We start from the raw sequence: 18,032 nt of genomic DNA on the forward strand, positions 1-18,032 counted from the left end.
ACGAGGAGCTCTGTGAATGACGATTTCGGAAACACTGCTCGCCAGGCTGCAGGATCCCAGCCTTGCGATCGACAAGGGATTGCTCGGGACGGAGTGGGTCGCGAGAAGCGACAGCGGGAAGAGGTTCGACGTCATCAATCCGGCGACGGGCGAGGTCGTCGCCACATTGCCCGACATGGGCCGGACCGAAACCGCGCATGCCATCGATGCGGCGCACGCAGCGCAAAAGACATGGGCGAGGAAGACCGGCAAGGAACGCGCCGCGGTGCTGCGCAACCTCTACGACCTCATCGTCGCCAACGCCGATGACCTCGCCACCATCCTGACCATGGAAATGGGCAAGCCGCTCGCGGAGGCGAGGGGCGAGATCTTATACGGCGCGTCCTACGTCGAATGGTTCGGCGAGGAGGCCAAGCGCGTCTATGGCGATACCATTCCTGGTCACCGGTCGGACAAGCGCATTATCGTTCTCAAGCAGCCGATCGGGGTCGTGGCGGCGATCACGCCATGGAACTTCCCGAATGCAATGCTTGCGCGCAAAATGGCGCCTGCGGTTGCCGCCGGCTGCGCAATGGTCGCGAAGCCTGCGGCGGAAACGCCGCTTTCGGCGCTGGCGATCGCGGTTTTGGCGGAGCGCGCCGGCCTGCCGGCGGGACTCTTCAACGTCGTCCTGTCGACCGACTCGGCCAGTGTTGGCAAGGAAATGTGTGCGAACGACAAGGTGCGCAAGCTGACCTTCACCGGTTCCACCAATGTCGGCAAAATCCTGATGCGCCAGGGTGCCGACCAAATCATGAAGCTGGGTCTGGAACTCGGCGGCAATGCCCCCTTTATCGTCTTCGATGACGCCGATCTCGACGCGGCGGTCGAAGGGGCCATGATCTCCAAATACCGCAATAACGGCCAGACCTGCGTCTGCGCCAATCGGCTGTTCGTGCAGGCCGGGGTCTATGACGCCTTTGCCACGAAGCTCGCGGCCAAGGTGCGGGAGATGAAGATTGGCGACGGCTTTGAGCCGGGCATCGACGCCGGTCCACTGATCTCGGAAAAGGCGCTCGCCAAAGTCGAGGAACATATAGGCGACGCGGTGGCAAAGGGCGCGGAAGTGGTTCTCGGCGGCAATGCCCAAGGCGGTCTGTTTTTCCAGCCAACCGTGCTGACGGGTGTCACTATCGACATGAAGATCGCTCGCGAGGAAACCTTTGGACCTGTTGCGCCGCTCTTCAAATTCGAGACGGAGCAGGAGGTCATTGAAACGGCCAACAATACCGAGTTTGGTCTGGCGTCCTACTTCTACTCGAAGGATATGAGCAAGATCTTCCGCGTAGCGGAGGCGCTGGAATACGGCATGGTCGGCATCAACACCGGCCTGATCTCCACCGAGGCGGCCCCCTTCGGCGGCATCAAGCAGTCCGGCCAGGGCCGCGAAGGCTCCAAGTATGGCATTGAAGACTATGTGGAGATTAAATACCTCTGCCTAAGCATCTGACGCAGCGCAGGTTTCGCGCTGACCAATGCAAGGGGGGCAAATCTCGACGGAGTGTGCGCCAAGCGTCGCACTTGGATGGTGACGCGAGCCAACTCCTTCTTCAGCCGCCTAATCTCTTCGGCCTCGTCACCACCTTTTGCGCTCGGCGCGGCAAACTTCTTCTTCCACTCGTAGAGCGAATGTTGGCTCGCCCAGCCGCTCCGAAACATCCGCAACCGGATAGCCTCGGTGATCTGACGCATCGCATCACGTTTGAAATCGTCGCTGAAATTGGCTTTGCCCGGCCTCCTTCCCTCAAATTTAGGAAGGAAGGTGTCTACAAATCCAGGGGCTGTTCAGACAGCTTCATCACTTTCGTATCGTGACGCCAACTTGGTTGCAGTCACTCGATGATTTCAGGTGACCATTCCGCGACCGTGGAATGGCGTATGACAAGTTCGCCGCTTATCGAATTCCGGCTCGGCGGCAAAGAAGGCGTTTCCAACTGCTGTGTGACCAAGCTTACGGCCCTTTCCACGATAGCATCAATGGGTTGCCGGAACGTCGTGAGCGAGTAATGCGGCCAGCGCGCCAACGCCACGTCGTCAAAACCGGCAACAGCGACATCGTCCGGTACGCGCAGTCCGGCGCTTTCCCTCAGTGCGTCCATGCCGCCAGCCGCAAGAATGTCATTGGCGAAGAATATCGCATCCGTCTTCTCTCCGCGTGCGATTTCAAGCGCTGCCCGATGACCCGCCTCGTAGCTGTACTCGCCAGCGGCGATGCAGTGGATGAGCCGCATCCCAAGTTCCGCCACCCGTGTCACAAAGGCGTTTTGCCGTTCGAAATTGGTGGAGGTATGGGCAAGACCAGCGACATAGGATACCCGGCGACGGCCGAGCACATGGAAGTGATCGGCAATGGCGCGAGCGCCCTCGACGTTGTCGCAGCTGACGGAGGTGAGGGGGAGATCGGGAATGGTGCGGTTCACAAGGACGGCAGCCCGTCCATCGGTTGCCCATTGCACCGAGGCGCCGGACAGTACGGTAGCTGAGATGATGATAACTGCATCGACATTGTACTGCCGCAGTGCGACGAGCTGCTCTTCAATATTGGAGCCGCGAGTGATGTTGAACATCAGGCTTTGAAGCTTGACCCGCTGTAGACCGCGCGAGAGTTTTTCGATCAACGTCGGATAGAACGGGTTCTGCATCTCGGAAATGACGATGCCGGCGATATTGCTGCGCCGAGTCGAGAGCATGGATGCAATCGCGTTCGGCTGGTAGTCGAGTTCGCTGGCCGCCTTGAGAATTCGTTGCCGCAGCTCGGGAGAAATTGAGCTTCCTGGCGTGAAGGCCCGTGATACTGCGGACTGGCTCACACCCATCAGCCGGGCGAGCTCACGCGCCGTCAGCGGCTTGGCTCGAGGCGAGGCTATCTTGTCATCGGCATTGTTCATCATCACTCCCCGTCGTGTTTTTGCCGCACGACCCGCAGCAGCATGAGCAGTATATCGCATAAACACGCATCCGTATGCAAATCGCCGCTTGCATACGGATGCAATGTTCCCTAACCTTGCTTCAGAAGGCGGCTAGCAGAGCCGGTCTTGGTCTTGCGTACGCTTGCCTTTGGGAGGAGCTATGAGGGGCGCTTTCAGCCATCTGCGGGTGGTCGACTATTCCGATACATTGGCGGGGCAGTACTGCGCCCGGTTGTTTGCGGATTATGGTGCGGCGGTGATGCTGGTGGAGGGGCCGGAGGGTTCGCCAATCCGACGTTCTGCGCCATTTTCGCGAAGTGGGGACTCGCTGCCGTTTTTCCACTTCAATTCCGGAAAGAGCTCCTATGCGCTTGATCGTGGCGATACGGGAGCTCGCGGCCAGCTCGACCTGATCCTTGCTGCGGCGGATGTGATCGTCCTTCCTCCGGAAGGAAATGCGGACGAAATAAGCCAGAGCAATCCCAATGCAATCGTTGTGCAGCCGAGCAGTTTTGGTGGCGACGGCCCGCGCGCGGAGTGGCAGGGGCCGGAAATCGTCCTCCAAGCTTTGTCAGGGATGATGCACAACAATGGCGCTGCCGATCGGGAGCCGCTTTTTGGAACCGGGAACCGCGCCAAAGTGGCGAGCGGTATCGGCGCCTATATCGGCGCTTTGGTTGCCTTGTATGCGCGTGAGGAGACCGGGCGCGGTCAGGTCGTGCGCATCGACGCGGCTGAGACCGCCGCATCTATGTGTTTCCCCTATGTGATGCAGTATATCTACAATGGCACGTCCAGGCAGCGGACAGAGCAAGCTGTGCAGGCGGGGCAGGTCCTTTGCCGTGACGGCTGGGTTTGCATCTGGATCTACAATTTCCGGTGGCACGCCCTGCTGGAAGCGCTTGGCCTGCTTGAACTGGAGCACGACGAACGCTTTGCCGATCCCGCTAACCGCCGCGCCAACTGGGACGCGCTGTTTTCTATCTTCCAGTCGAGGGTGGCTGAGATGGCAGCCGAGGATTTGGTGGAGATCCTCCAGAAGGCGCAAGTCATTGCTGCCAAGGCATATCGGCCGTCCGAGCTAATCAGGAGCCGCCATCTCGTCCAGCGAGGGTACTGGGAAACAGTGGACGGTCGGACCATTCTTGGGTCGCCGTTCCGTATGTCGGCGACACCGCGCCGTGTGGGTACCCTCGCTCCCCGCCTCGGTGACGCAAATGCCTGTTTTGCAGGCAGCGCTCATTTGCCTTCGGAGAAAGAGCCCCTGTCCGGTTCGGGGTCCACGGGCCGTCCTTTGGAAAGCTTGCGCGTCATTGAGCTGACCACCGCATGGGCAGGTCCGATGGCCGGACGAGTGCTAGCCTTTTTTGGCGCTGAGTCTATTCATGTGGAAGCGCCGAACAGGGTCAATTCCTGGCGCCTCAACAAGGACGAGCCCAACCCGATCAACTTCCCTGCACGGCAGCCAGGTGAGCGCTGGTACGACCGGTCGTTCCTGTTTAACTCTCAAAATGTCAACAAACTCAGCTGTATTCTCAATCTGAAGACTGAAGAAGGCCGGGCAACGCTGCGTCGGTTAGTATCCGTCACAGATGTGTTGATCTGCAATTTTCGGCCAGATACCCTTAAGAAGCTCGGTCTCGACTATGACGCTCTGAAAGCGATAAAGCCGGACATCATCGTCGCCGAACTGCCGGCCTTTGGAACAAAGGGGCCGATGTCCGGCTATGCGGCCCTCGGCCCGACCATGGAAATGGCAGCGGGCATGTCAGCGATGATCGGCTATACGGGCGGCCGGCCGGAGGTGACCGGTCCGTCTTATCTGGATCCAATCGGCGGGTTTAACGCTGCCGCAGCGATCCTCACGGCGCTTATCCACCGCCAGAGGAGCGGCGAGGGCCAGTATGTGGAGGTTCCGCAGGTCGAAGCGGCGATGCACCTGATCGGCCCCGAAATCCTACTCGCCAGTGAGACGGGGCAGGACCCGGTACCAAATGGTAATCGCGTCAGCTTTGCCAGCCCGCATGATGCTTTCCCCACTCGAGGCGAAGACCAGTGGATCGTCATCGCGGCGCTTGACGAGGGCCAATGGCAAAGACTGTGCCGGATCATGGGTCGGCCGGAGCTTTGGGCAGATCCGCGTTTTTCCGACCTGGAGCGGCGGCGCGTTAATGAAGATGAACTCACCGGGCTCATAGCTGCCTGGACGGCGGGCGAAGACAAGCATGAACTGGCTGCGCGGCTGCAGGCTGCCGGAGTGGCGGCGGCGCCGGTGCAAACGCCCCGGGATCTGGCGGAAGATCCATATCTCGCCTATCGCGGTTTCTTTACGGAGCTCCAGCATCCTGACGCGGGACGGCACAAACATCCGGGCCTGCCAATCCATCTCAGCGACACCCCCGGGGCGCAGCTGGCGTCGGCCCCGCCTTTTGGCTGGCATAACCGGCACGTTCTTGAGCGCATCATCAAACTTCCGCCGGATCAGATCGCCGTTATCGAGAAGAGTGACGCCATGGCGACCGAACCCCTGCAGGGAGCGTGAGCATGGGTCAGCCGACGCAACTTTTCCCGCGCTGCTTCGATATACGGATTCTCCTCGACGACGCGCCCCGCTACAGGGGAACGATCCATGACGACGCCGTCGCCAGGGCCCGCGGTTATAAGGCAGCCCTCATTCCTGGCGCTTTTGTTTATGGTCACATCAGCCGGGTGGCGATCGACAGCTGGGGTGCCGATTGGGCCGATCGAGGCGCCATTTCGGCGCGGTTCCGCAAGCCTGTCTACAATCATGACGAGGTGACGGTTTTAGCCGGACCACTCGCTGAGGATGGAGTGTGTCAGCGCAGCATGGTCAGCGTTCGTAACGGGGACGACGAGGAGGTGGCGACCGGATGGGTCGCGCTGGCTCACGAAGCGGTTCCACCGCCGGATCCGGCTCGATTGCAACTGCTTCCAACACCGGAAGATCCACCTGTTGTGAGCCCCGGCGAAATCCAGCCGGGCGCGTCGCTTAAAAGCCGCGAGCGGGTTCTGTCGGCGGCGGACTTCAAGGCCTCGTTGTCGGCCTTTGCTGAAACCCATCCGATTTACAACGATATCGGTTTCGTCCATTCGGGGATGCTGATGCGCACGGCCATGGGGGACGTCAATTCAAGCTGGAGATTTCCGGCGGCCGTCGTCCTGGTCGAAGTGGAAACGCAGCATTTTGAGAGGGTTTATCCAGGTCAGTCGATCCGCACGGCGGGCTGTGTGGCCGAAACCTTCGAACGCAAGGGCAAACACTACCTGGTCACCGAGGAGGTTCTTCTCGCCGACGGTCGACCTGCTGCACGGTTCAGGAGGACACAGATCTATGCCTGATCAGTTGAGCCGGACGGTGACGGGCCTGGTGGTATCCTATGCAACGACGGTGCAGCACGAGAATATCGCCCGTTTCGCGGCGCTGAGCGGAGACTACTACGAGGCGCACACGGACGCTGAAGCATGGCCGGATCCCGTTTCGGCGGCATCATTGCCCACGGCGCGCTTCTGGTGGGTTACATGTCGGTAGCCGGTACCAAGGCGATCCGGGAGGCTCGGTTGCGGGAAATACCACGATCCCGGTTTTCGCTCGGCTATGATCGGCTGCGCGTCGTAGCGCCGGTCTATCCCGGCGATATGTTGACCGTCACCTATGTCGTAAGGGAGCTCGATTCGAACGGCAGACGTCCGTTAACGGGTATCGAGGTGGCCAACCAGTCCGGCACCATAGTGGCTGTCGCCGAACATCTGATGAAATGGCTGCGATTATGAAAGCGCTCTCCACAGTATTGCTTGCATACGGATGCAAAGCCTGTATCCTGTTGGCCGGTTTGGAGGGCGGCGTCGCGGGAGAGGCCCTGCTCCGAAGTGGGAGGTTTCGAAAGATGAACGCATCTTTGTCGCGCATGCGTGCGCCACCGCTGCGGCTGCCATGACGGAGCGCAGACCGACAGAACGGCGGCAGGCTTTCGCGTGGTTCACCGCCGTATCGCTTCGATGGAACGACATCGACATCTTCGGGCATGTCAACAACGCCCGCTATTACGAGTTCTTCGATAGCACCGTGCTTGGCTTCCTCTATCAGAAGGAACTGGGGCTGGGCAGGGATGGTGGGGCAATGGTGGTGGTCGAGAATGGCTGCCGGTATCATCGCGAAATCATCTTTACGGATCGGCTCGAGATGGGCCTGCGCGTAGAGAGAATCGGGACTTCCTCGGTACGCTACAGGCTTGCCGCGTTCCTCAAAGGGTCGGATGAGGCGGCGGCCGACGGCCATTTCATTCACGTGTTCATCGAAGCCGTCAGCAAGCGCCCCGCACCGTTTCCGGCGCCGCTTCGGGCTCATCTTGAGTCGATCTTGCCCCTACCAGCACCTGAGGAGTAGCTCATGGATAGAGCGTCCGTCATCAAATCCATCGAGGCATTCCAGGTCGCCTGGAACGCGGACGATCCGCCAGGGCGGCGCAGTGCCATTGTGCGGGTCACGACCGAAGAGGGGCTTGTCGGGTATGGCGAAGCGTCGCCGATGTTCGGCGGAGAGCATTCGCTTTGGGTGATACGCGATGCCGCGGCGTCGCTGATCGGGGCTGATGTCCTGGATCACGCGGTCATCTACGACCGCCTGCTGCACCGCTATGTCAAGCTCGGTCCGGAAGGCGCGGTAACCGGCGCGCTCGCGGCGCTCGACATCGCGCTTTGGGACATCAAGGGCAAGCTCTCCGGCCTGCCGGTATACAAGCTTCTGGGCGGTGCCTGGCGTCAAGAGGTGCCGTTCTATTCATCGATCGGGGGCAATGCCAATCGTAGCCTCGACGAGACCGTGCGGGTGGTTGAACGGCGCTGGCGGGCGGAGCAGCCGGCAGCAATCAAGATTCGCTGGGACGGTGACCGCACCCGGCAGGACTATGACATCCCCGGTGACATCGCCAAGGCAAAGGCCGTGAGGCAGCTGGTGGGTGAAACGTTCCCGCTCGCGTTCGACGCCAACAATCAATATTCGGTTGGTGGTGCCATTCGGGTCGGACGCGCGCTCGAAGAGCTGGGCTATGTCTGGTTCGAGGAGCCGGTGCAGCACTATGACGTTAGGGCCATGGGCGAGGTGGCGCGGAGGCTCGACATCACCGTGTCGGCGGCTGAGCAGACCTATACCACCCAGGCATTGGTCGACATGATCAATGCCGGCGTGCGCATGGTCCAACCGGACATCGTCAAGATGGGAGGTATCACCGGTCTCATGCGGTGCGCGGCCATTGCCTATGCCCACGGAGTGGAATTGGTGCCCCACCAGACACAGCCGACAATCGGCCACACCGCCAACCTGCATGTGCTCGCGACGATCATGCATCTCACCAAACCGGCGGAATTTGCCGACCCGGACACACGTATGCATCCGGCTTTCCGCAATCCGCCTAAGCCGGTTGACGGCAAGTTCGTGTTCCCGACCGGGCCGGGCCTCGGGTTGGACGTGATAGATGAGGAACTGGAGGCGCGCCGTGTTGGCTAGGCATTTTACAGCAAGGAGGGCTGCCAGGCACGCCGAAGACTGCTTCGCGCCGTAGGGCGTAACCCGTGATGGCGCGGGCGAGGGGCCGGCGCCACATACAAGCTGGGAGGAGGAATTCCATGGCTTTGACAAGACGCAACTTCCTGGAACTGGCCGCGGCCACCACGGTACTCTCGGGGGTTGGCATCAGCATTGCCCACGCACAGGACGTCGATACCTTGCGGATGGGCATTGCCGCCAATGGTCCGCGCCACTCGGATCCGAACCTGACGACGCAGGGATCGGACAACTGGGCCACAGAACAGATATACGAGCAGCTGGTACGCCCGGAAGATGGGCGTTTCGCTCTCACTCCGGATGAATACCTGCCGACCCTGGCCACCGAATGGACGCAGTCCAATGACGCCAAGGTGTGGACCTTCAAGCTTCGCCAAAGCGTGCAGTTTCATCGCGGCTACGGCGAGATGACGTCAGACGACGTTGTCTTCTCCTTTGAGCGAGCCATGAAGGAAGGAACCAATCGCACCATTCTGTCAAACATCGACAGTGTGGTCGCGAACGGTCCCTACGAGGTGAGCATTCGTCTCAAGCAGCCGGACGTAAACCTGCTCGGTACCTCGATCTTCAACAACAACACGTCCATCGTCTCGAAGAAGGCCTATCAGGAAATCGGAGCGGAGAAGTTTGCTACCGATGCGGTGGGCACGGGACCTTATGAACTGGTGAAGTTTGATCCGGAAACCGGAACGAGCCTCAAGCGCCACGAAGGTTACTGGGGCGAAAAGGCAAAGATCGCCAGGGTGGAATGCGTTTACATCGCCGACACCACGGCGCGGACGCTGGCGCTGCTTTCGGGCAATGTCGACATCATCGAGGCGGTGCGGGCACCTGGATGGATCGATTCCATGCTGCAGCGCGACCCGACTCTCAAGATCGACATGACATCACCGGGCTCGTTCAACACGCTGCACGTGAACCTAACCCGTGCACCCTTCGACGATCTCAAGGTCCGCCAGGCCTTGATGCATGCGATCGACCGACCCGCTGTAGCCAAGGCGCTTAAACCCATGGGAGGCACGATGCCAGGCCTGCAGCCTGATTTCTTCCCCGCGGGCTTCAAGACGGAGGACCTGCCACCGGAGCTGCAGTATCCGTACGATCCGGAGAAGGCTAAGGCGCTCCTTGCCGAAGCGGGGCATCCCAACGGCATCAGTTTCGACGCGCTTTGCAGCCAGCGCGAGGATTATTCCTCGACCATGCTGATCGTTCAGGAGCAACTGCGTCTTGCCGGCTTCAACATGAACCTGAAGATCATGGACCACACCGCTTACCACGCCGCGAACCGCTCGGATCAGAACACGCTAGCAATGCATTCGTCGAGCTATCCACCTATCCCGACGCAGATCTATTTCCAGCAGCTGGCGAAGGCGTCGGAGGTCAAGGCGGATGGTTCCGGGGGCGGCAACTACAGCCATTACGGCGCTGCCATGCCCGGTATCGACGACAAGCTCGCAAAGGCCCTGCAGGCGACGGACTACGATACCTACCTTGCACTTTGTAAGGAGATCGAGTTGCAGGTCCTGCGTGACCTTCCCTTGATCGGCCTATCCTCTCTCGGCTTCACGGCGGTCCGCGCCGCCCGCGTCGATCTCGGCTACCCTGTCCAAAGCGGCTATGCACGGTGGCGTTTCCATCGCGCGACCAAGACGGCCTAGTGCTTCCTCAACAATCCAGGGATCTTCGCCTCGGCGAAGATCCCCAATCTGGGTGATCTGCATGGCCCGCTACATCCTTCTCAGAGTGGCTGACGCAATTCCGACGCTTTGGTTGGTGCTGACGCTTGTCTTCATCGCGATGCGAATTCTGCCCGGTGATCCGGCGCTTGCTGCACTCGGCGACGCGGCTCTGCCAGAGCAGTTGGCGGAATTCCGCGAGCGCATGGGGCTGAACGTACCGCTTTGGCAGCAGTATCTGAATTTCCTCGGTGGCGTATTGACCCTCGATTTCGGACGATCGCTCCTGTCCAATACGCCGGTGGTCACCCTGATCGCCCAGAACCTTCCTTACACGATAGAACTTACCGTCGCGGCGATGTTGATGGGGATTGTCGCGGGCATACCGCTCGGGGTGCTCGCCGGCACCAACCGAAACAAAATCCCCGATACGGGCGTGCGTGTTTTTTCGCTGATCGGCTACGCCATCCCCGACTTTTTCCTGGGCGCCGTCTTGCTGATCACCTTCTCGCTCAATCTTGGATGGTTCCCGATCAACGGCGCCGGCACGGATCTGGTAAGCCGCATCCACCACGTCTTTCTTCCGGCACTCACGCTTGCCTTCGTCAAGGCGGCCTTTCTTGGCCGGCTGACCCGCACCAGCCTGCTCGAAGTGCTCGGGCGGGATTACGTGCGCACCGCCCGGGCCAAGGGCGCGAAGGAGAGCAGGGTGATCTACCGGCACGGCCTGCGAAACGCTCTCCTGCCGATCTCGACAGGGCTCGGGCTCAGCCTCCTGTCGACACTTTCCGGATCTGTCGCCATCGAGCTGGTGTTCAACCGGCCCGGCATTGGCCGTTTGCTGATCGATGCCATTGCCCAGCGCGATTATGCCGTGATCCAGGGCGGGGTTCTCGTTTTTGCCGGCTTCGTCGTACTCATCAATCTATTGATGGACCTAGTCTATGTTGTTGTCGATCCACGCGTGAGGGTGAAGTAAGATGTCGCTCTTTACGGAAGAAACCCTCCGCGTTCCGGCTGTAGAGCCAGGCGTCTTCACCAAGGTCAGAAAGATCCTCTTCGGCCGGGCCGAGACTGCCTTTGCTACCGCCCTCATCGTGGTGTTCGTCCTGGTCGCGGTGTTGGCCCCTTGGCTGGCGCCTTACGATCCGTTGGCCCAGTCGATCATCAAGATCAATCGCCTGCCCAGCCAAGACAACTGGCTTGGGACTGATCAGTTCGGGCGCGATGTGTTGAGCCGACTCATCTATGGATCGCGCAATTCGCTGCTTTTCGGCTTCATCTCTCCGGTTCTGGCGGCGTTGTTGGGTACGATACTCGGCGTGATTGCCGGATATTTCGGCGGTACCGCCGACCGCCTGATCTCCCGCCTCATCGACCTGCTGCTGGCGTTTCCGGAATTGCTACTTGCGATCTTGATCGCTGCGGTACTCGGTGGCGGCTTCTGGAACATCATTGCGGTGATCACGGTGGCCTTCATTCCAGGTTTTGCGCGCGTGGCCAGAGCCCAGACGCTATCGATAAAGCAGGAGCCTTATGTGGAAGCGGCAATCGCTGTGGGCGTCCGCACACCCGTCATCATCATCAGGCATGTCATCCCCAACATCATCGCGCCGATCGTCGCGCTGATGACACTTTGGGTCGCGTCGGCAATCCGCATCGAAGCCTCGCTGAGTTTCCTCGGTATAGGTACCAGGGCCCCCAATCCGAGCTGGGGCAACATCATCCGTGACGGGCTCAACAGCCTTTTCGGCTCGCCGTGGCCAATCATCGGAGCGGGTATCGCCATCACGCTGGTGGTGCTGGCCTTCAATCTGGTCGGTGATGCCATCCGCGATGCGCTCGATCCGTCGACGGCACGATAGGAGAACGGCATGAACGCGATAAGTAAGGAACGCATTCTTCCCGTTGGCGAACCTGAACCACTGCTGTCAGTGCGTAACCTGAAGACCTCGTTCCTGACCCAGCAGGGCTGGACCGAGATCGTGAAAGGGATCGATTTCGATATCAGGGCAAAAGAGACGCTGGCGGTCGTAGGCGAGTCGGGATCGGGAAAATCGGTGACGGCGCTGTCGATCATGCGTCTGCTTGACCCCGAGATGAGCCGGATCGAGGGATCCGTCAAGCTGGCTGGCGAGGATCTGCTGAAGCTCAGCCCGGTCGCCATGCGCAAGATTCGGGGCCGGCAGATCGGGATGATCTTCCAGGAGGCAATGACAAGCCTCAATCCGCTCAAGACGGTCGGTCAGCAGATTGCCGAAGTGCTGACCATCCATGGCACGCATTCAGGGCAGGCAGCGATGAAGGAGGCCGAGCGCCTGCTTGAGCGCGTTCGCATCCCCGCCGCGTCCTCACGTCTCAAGGACTATCCCCACGCCCTGTCGGGCGGCATGCGGCAACGCGTGATGATTGCCATGGCGCTCGCCTGCAAGCCGAGCCTTCTGATCGCCGACGAGCCGACCACCGCCCTCGACGTGACGATCCAGGCCCAAATTCTGCAATTGATCAAGCAATTGCAGAAGGAGGAGGGCATGGGGGTTCTGTTCATCACCCACGACATGGGGGTAGTCGCGGAGATTGCTGATCGTACTGTGGTGATGTTGCAGGGCAGCGCGGTCGAATCCGACAGCACCGAGGTGATATTCGAAGCCGCCCAGAACCCCTACACCCGCGCGCTGATTGCCGCTGTGCCGCGACTGGGGCAGGGCAGCGAAAGGGGGCCGCAGCATTTTCCGGTGCTCGACCGCTCCACGGGCATGGTAGTCGCCGGCCGCGAACGACCGGACACTGTGCGCAAGGCAGACCCGGTGCTGCGGGTCAACGAACTCGTAAAGCGGTTTGATATTGCCGGCGGATTGTTTTCCGGCCCCGCGGGTCGCGTGCATGCAGTGGAGAAGGTGAGCTTTGATCTATCAGGCGGCGAGACACTATCGCTGGTGGGAGAATCCGGGTGCGGCAAGTCAACGACCGGGCGTGCCATCATGCGGCTGGTCGAGCCGGACAGCGGTGAAATCAGTATAGATGGCACCGACATCAGAGTGCTTGACAGGCATCGCATGCGTGACATGCGGCGGCATATCCAGATGATATTCCAAGACCCATATGCCAGCCTCAATCCGCGCATGCAGGTGGGTGATGCCATTGCTGAGCCCTTCCTCACTCACAGGCTTGGCACCAGGGCACAGGCTCGTGACAAAGCTATGGACCTCCTCGAAAAGGTAGGACTGGCCACCGAGATGGCCAGTCGCTATCCATCGCAATTCTCCGGCGGGCAAAGACAGCGCATCTGCATTGCCAGGGCCCTTTCCCTGGAGCCGAAAGTGATCGTCGCAGATGAAAGCGTGTCGGCACTCGACGTCTCGATCAAGGCTCAGGTGGTCAATCTGATGATGGATTTGCAGGAGCAGTTCGGACTGTCCTACCTGTTTATCTCTCACGATATGGCGGTCGTTGAGCGCATCAGCCACCAGGTCGCGGTGATGTATCTGGGTGAGATCGTCGAGAAGGGGCCGGTCGCAGCTGTCTTCGGTAATCCGCAGCACCCCTATACCCGGCGCCTGATGGCTGCCGTTCCAGTGCCCGACCCTGCGCGCCGGAAGCTACTGCGGCCAATTAACAACGACGAGGTCAGGAGCCCGATCCGCCCGGTCGATTATAATCCGCCGGTGAGAACATACCGGCAAGTTTCGCCTGGCCACATTGTCCAGCTTTGGGGCGGCGACTGGAAGATCTAGGAGGCCCAGCTTCGGCCGCGAGGATAGAGGCGCAGCTTTGACGCCAGGCTGCGGAAGATGCGTCAGAAAGGACAGTCACATGACTTATCAGGCTTTGGTAACCACGTGCGAAGAAGACGGAAGCATATCCTCAAGGGTCGAAACCTTGAGTGAGGATCGTCTTCCCGACGGCGATGTGACCGTTGACGTGGAATGGGCCGGGCTCAACTACAAGGACGGACTTTGCCTCACAGGTGGCGGGGGGCTCGTGCGGGCCTACCCCCATGTGGCGGGGATCGACTTCGCCGGCACAGTGCGCGACAGCCTCGATCACCGCTATAAGCGGGGCGACCGCGTAGTGCTGACGGGGTGGCGCGTGGGCGAAACCCATTGGGGTGGTTACAGTCAACGAACCAGGGTCAAGGCCGACTGGCTCGTGCCCCTGCCGAACCGGCTTTCAACGCGGGATGCGATGACCGTTGGAACGGCAGGGCTGACCGCCATGCTGGCGATCGGCCGATTGGAAACTCTCGGACTAAACACCGAGGGCGGCGAAGTGCTAGTGACCGGAGCGGCCGGCGGAGTGGGGTCCATTGCCATCGCGCTTCTCGCCCGTTTCGGTTACCAGGCCGTGGCGCTCTCCGGCCGATCGGAACATTCGGAGGCTCTGAAGAAACTTGGCGCCGCGGCGATCGTGGCGCGCGAGGAATTTCTCGCTCAGTCGGATAAACCGCTGGAACCGGCGCGTTGGGCAGCCGTGATCGACAATGTCGGCGGCAAAATCCTCGGAAAGATCCTCAGGCAGGTGAAATATGGCGGTGCCATCGCCGCCGTTGGCAACGCGGCGGGCATCAATCTCGAGACGAATGTCTTGCCCTTCATCCTGCGCGGGGTAACGTTGAGCGGTATTGACAGCGTCATGCAGCCGTATGCTGCGCGGATTGCCGCCTGGGATCGCATAGCCGAAAACTTCGATCTTGCTGCCTATGGCGGACTTGTGGAGGAAGTCGGCCTTGCCGAACTGCCCGAAGCGGCAAACCGCATTCTCGCAGGACAGGTGCGGGGCCGGGTCATCGTGCCACTGGCGTAAGGCAAAGGCGCACACTGACGGCTCGAGACTTCCTCTCTGCAAGTTCCCATCAAGGCCCGCATATCCGCTGGGCATAAAGGACATCCATGGCTATCACCCATTTGAAGCGCGGCAAGCTCGATACGCGACGCATCGAAGAGTACACCCAGGTACGCTCAGTCGTCGAAGGCATCCTCAGCGATATCGAGATGCGCGGCGATGCTGCGATACGCGAATTGTCAGCCAAATTCGACAAGTATTCGCCGGTGTCGTTCCGCCTATCCGATTCAGCTTTCGGGTGGTCAGCAGCAGCGCGTCGCCATCGCCCGCTCGCTCTGCATGCAGCCGGCCGTGATGCTATTCGACGAGCCGACCTCGGCGCTCGACCCGGAAATGGTTTCGGAAGTTCTGGAGACGATGACTGGCCTTGCCAAGGACGGCATGACGATGGTCTGCGTGACCCATGAAATGGGCTTTGCCCGCGCCGTCGCCGACCGGGTGGTCTTCATGAACTCAGGCCAGATCGTCGAAGAGGGCAAACCGCACGACTTCTTCACTAATCCGCAGCACGAGCGGACCAAGCTGTTCCTCAGCCAGATCCTCAAACACTGAGCGGCCTCAGGCCCGGGCGAAATGAGGTACATCGGCGTGCCGGTACGGATCGTCTTGCCGCTATCGCTGAGCGCACCGGTTTCTAAATCGCGTGTGAAGATGCTCACGTCGTCGCAGTCCTGATTGGTGCAGAGAAGGTGGCCGCCCTGCAAGGTAATCACGAGATTGCGCGATGTCCGGCCGCCGCAGGAAGTCTGGCCCATGGGAGATAGCGCACCGATTTTGGCATCTAAGCGGAATGGCGATCTGCGTTGAGTACATCATTTTTCGCACAGCCGCCGTCCTCCAAAATAAGGCTGATAGCTGCAGTCGGATGGCCGGAAGGAACGATAGCTGCGGGAGCAAGCTGTGATATTGCAACTATGAGGTGAGGTTGCCCCAGCCTCCAGCGTTCCTGTCGCGGGTGCCGTCATCGCTTCGCGCATGAAATCCCGCCAGATATGCGCTGGCAAGGCGCCACCGGTGACGCCCTTCATCGGCGTGTCATCGTCATTGCCGACCCAGACCCCTGCAACGAGTGGCTCCGTAAAGCCGACGAACCAGGCGTCGCGATTGTTTTGGCTGGTACCGGTCTTGCCGGCCGCGAAGACGCCGGGGTTGGCCTCGCGCCCCGTTCCACGTTGGACCACCAGCTGCAGAAGGGCAAGGAGGTCTGGCCGATAGGCGGAAAGATCAACGCTCGGGGTGGAGTGCGAGCCGACCCGAAATGCCTTTGCTTGACCAGCCGCCCGAAATTCAACGATCCCCCAAGGCTCGACGGGCGCCTTGCCCAAATGCACAGACGCGTAGGCGCTTGTCAGGTCAAGCAAGCTGACCTCGGAAGTACCGAGGGCCAAGGATGGGGTGTCGGAAAGCGGTGCGTCGATTCCGAGTTCGCGCGCAGCGGCGATCACATTTTCGAGGCCGACCTCTTGGGCGAGAGCTACGGTCGGCGCATTCAGCGAACGGGCGAAGGCCTCCGCGAGCGTGACCCAGCCGCGATAACGACCGCTGGAATTCTCCGGCGACCAGCCGTGGACGTCGACCGGCGCGTCCAGGACCTGATCAGATAGGGAGAGCCCGGCTTTAAGGGCCGCATAGTAAACGAACAGTTTGAAGGTAGAGCCCGGCTGCCGCTTCGCGGTGACTGCGCGGTTGAACTGGCTCTTTTTATAGTCGCGACCGCCGACCATGGCGACAACCGCCCCATCTGACGTCATCGCGACCAATGCCACCTGGGATGCTCCGACGACTTTTCCCTCGGTGTCTAGGGCGTTCCTAGTGACCTTTTCGGCAATCCTTTGTAGCCGTGGGTCTAGCGTCGTGCGGACCGTCGTCGAGCCCGGCGACGCGCCGGCGATTTCGCCCGCCTTCGGGGAAATCCAGTCCGCGAACCAGCTCCCGGAGCGTGGTGTCGGCGTCGTGGGGTGGAGCGTGGCAAAGCCCGCCTTGAGCTGCGCGGCCCTGGGCGCTGTGATCTTGCCATTAGCCACCATGGCATCGAGGACGACCGACGTGCGCTGTCGGGCACCTTCAAAATTATCGATCGGGTTCCACTGGCTCGGCGCCCGCAACAATCCCGCCAGCAGGGCCGATTCCTGAAGGTTGAGTGCACCAATGTCCTTGTTGAAATAGATACGTGCGGCCGCCGGCATGCCCGTCGCGCCGGCGCCAAGATAGGCGCTGTTGAGATACCGTGTCAGAATTTCCTGCTTGCCCAGCTTCCACTCCAGCCACAAGGAGATCACGAACTCCTGGATCTTTCGCTTTATCGTGCGATTGCTGTCGAGGTACTGCAGCTTGATGAGCTGCTGGGTGATCGTGCTGCCGCCCTCTACCACCGACCCGGCGTCGAAGTTGCGAATGAGCGCTCTTGCGATGCCTCTGACATCGATCCCGAAGTGGTCCATGAACCGCCGGTCCTCAACGGACAGCACCGCATCGATCAGCTGTGGAGGGAATTGGCTAAACTCCGCATAAGGCCCTTGAAAGGGGCCTTGTCTGACTAGCGGCCCACCGGCCGCGGTCTCCAACACTACGACAGGCTTTAGCGTCCCGTCCCGAATTTCGCTCCAGGGAACGTCCTTCAGCGCCCACACCAGGACGGTCGCGGCAAGCAAAATACAGCCAACGGCGGTCAGCCGAACGGTCGATTTCCACCGGCTGTCGCTTTGCCACGCCCGCTGCCTTGTCTTTCCAACAATTTTTCCGAACCGGCGGATAGCTCGTCTTGCCTTTGCGGGAGGGTTGGCGAGCGACCGGCCGAGATTCCGAACCAGGGACGAAAGAGTTGGCGCGTCCAAACCCTGGATCTTCATCGTAAAGGAGGAAGCTGCCGCGCGAGCATTGACGGTTGCAGCAGTGGACATTGCCCGCAAATCGTGGCCCAGCGCGCGAAGGAGTGCGCGAGCTGCGCGTCTGCTTCGTTTAAAAGATATCGGCGGGAGCTCCGTC

Annotated in this window: 13 protein-coding genes and 3 pseudogenes; 12 read left to right on the plus strand and 4 right to left on the minus strand. The window is 60.6% G+C overall.

The annotated features are described in order from the left end of the window. Nucleotides 1-16 precede the first annotated feature (16 nt). The gene (locus tag BHD07_RS24120; RefSeq protein WP_338283418.1) at nucleotides 17-1,489 is read left to right on the plus strand and encodes an NAD-dependent succinate-semialdehyde dehydrogenase; all 1,473 of its coding nucleotides are present in this window, start codon (nucleotides 17-19) and stop codon (nucleotides 1,487-1,489) included. A 77-nt stretch (nucleotides 1,490-1,566) separates the two neighbouring features. Here BHD07_RS24120 and BHD07_RS24125 read toward each other — a convergent pair. Together BHD07_RS24125 and BHD07_RS24130 are read right to left on the minus strand one after the other, a co-directional pair. Then, nucleotides 1,567-1,731 (minus strand): annotated as a pseudogene (locus tag BHD07_RS24125) (transposase); the annotation flags it as partial. Nucleotides 1,732-1,871: 140 nt separating this feature from the next. Next, a complete protein-coding gene (locus tag BHD07_RS24130; RefSeq protein WP_338283419.1) occupies nucleotides 1,872-2,927 on the minus strand; it encodes a LacI family DNA-binding transcriptional regulator in 1,056 nt (351 codons plus the stop codon). A 181-nt stretch (nucleotides 2,928-3,108) separates the two neighbouring features. Here BHD07_RS24130 and BHD07_RS24135 point away from each other — a divergent pair, with 181 nt between their 5' ends. The 11 genes and pseudogenes from BHD07_RS24135 to BHD07_RS24185 all read left to right on the plus strand — a co-directional run. Continuing rightward, the gene (locus tag BHD07_RS24135) at nucleotides 3,109-5,490 is read left to right on the plus strand and encodes a CaiB/BaiF CoA-transferase family protein (protein ID WP_338283420.1); all 2,382 of its coding nucleotides are present in this window, start codon (nucleotides 3,109-3,111) and stop codon (nucleotides 5,488-5,490) included. Between the two features lie 2 nt (nucleotides 5,491-5,492). After that, entirely contained in the window at nucleotides 5,493-6,308 is an 816-nt protein-coding gene (locus BHD07_RS24140; protein ID WP_338283421.1) for a hypothetical protein, read from the plus strand. Nucleotides 6,309-6,431: 123 nt separating this feature from the next. Next, nucleotides 6,432-6,740, plus strand: a complete 309-nt coding sequence (locus BHD07_RS24145) for a MaoC family dehydratase (protein WP_338283422.1) — start codon at nucleotides 6,432-6,434, stop codon at nucleotides 6,738-6,740. Between the two features lie 160 nt (nucleotides 6,741-6,900). Next, a complete protein-coding gene (locus BHD07_RS24150) occupies nucleotides 6,901-7,353 on the plus strand; it encodes an acyl-CoA thioesterase (protein ID WP_338283423.1) in 453 nt (150 codons plus the stop codon). Between the two features lie 3 nt (nucleotides 7,354-7,356). Further along, complete coding sequence (locus tag BHD07_RS24155) at nucleotides 7,357-8,472, plus strand: mandelate racemase/muconate lactonizing enzyme family protein (protein WP_338283424.1); 1,116 nt, start codon at nucleotides 7,357-7,359, stop codon at nucleotides 8,470-8,472. Between the two features lie 119 nt (nucleotides 8,473-8,591). Further along, nucleotides 8,592-10,187, plus strand: a complete 1,596-nt coding sequence (locus BHD07_RS24160) for an ABC transporter substrate-binding protein (RefSeq protein ID WP_338283425.1) — start codon at nucleotides 8,592-8,594, stop codon at nucleotides 10,185-10,187. 61 nt (nucleotides 10,188-10,248) lie between these two features. Further along, nucleotides 10,249-11,184, plus strand: coding sequence for an ABC transporter permease (locus tag BHD07_RS24165; RefSeq protein WP_338283426.1), 936 nt, complete (start codon nucleotides 10,249-10,251; stop codon nucleotides 11,182-11,184). Nucleotide 11,185: 1 nt separating this feature from the next. Further along, on the plus strand, nucleotides 11,186-12,070 hold the full coding sequence (locus BHD07_RS24170; protein ID WP_338283428.1) for an ABC transporter permease: 885 nt from the start codon (nucleotides 11,186-11,188) through the stop codon (nucleotides 12,068-12,070). Between the two features lie 9 nt (nucleotides 12,071-12,079). After that, complete coding sequence (locus BHD07_RS24175) at nucleotides 12,080-13,939, plus strand: ABC transporter ATP-binding protein (protein WP_338283429.1); 1,860 nt, start codon at nucleotides 12,080-12,082, stop codon at nucleotides 13,937-13,939. Between the two features lie 79 nt (nucleotides 13,940-14,018). Further along, nucleotides 14,019-15,008: an acrylyl-CoA reductase family protein gene (locus BHD07_RS24180; RefSeq protein WP_338283430.1), complete on the plus strand. Its 990-nt coding sequence runs from the start codon at nucleotides 14,019-14,021 to the stop codon at nucleotides 15,006-15,008. A gap of 258 nt (nucleotides 15,009-15,266) precedes the next feature. Beyond that, a pseudogene (locus BHD07_RS24185) lies at nucleotides 15,267-15,599 on the plus strand (amino acid ABC transporter ATP-binding protein); the annotation flags it as partial. A gap of 38 nt (nucleotides 15,600-15,637) precedes the next feature. Here BHD07_RS24185 and BHD07_RS31985 read toward each other — a convergent pair. Together BHD07_RS31985 and BHD07_RS24190 are read right to left on the minus strand one after the other, a co-directional pair. Then, nucleotides 15,638-15,826: pseudogene (locus BHD07_RS31985) on the minus strand (beta-propeller fold lactonase family protein); the annotation flags it as partial. 33 nt (nucleotides 15,827-15,859) lie between these two features. Next, the gene (locus BHD07_RS24190; RefSeq protein ID WP_445190497.1) at nucleotides 15,860-17,947 is read right to left on the minus strand and encodes a PBP1A family penicillin-binding protein; all 2,088 of its coding nucleotides are present in this window, start codon (nucleotides 17,945-17,947) and stop codon (nucleotides 15,860-15,862) included. Between the last annotated feature and the right edge of the window lie 85 nt (nucleotides 17,948-18,032).

Source organism: Sinorhizobium sp. KGO-5 (assembly GCF_036245905.1).
Classification (GTDB): Bacteria; Pseudomonadota; Alphaproteobacteria; order Rhizobiales; family Rhizobiaceae; genus Sinorhizobium; species Sinorhizobium meliloti_A.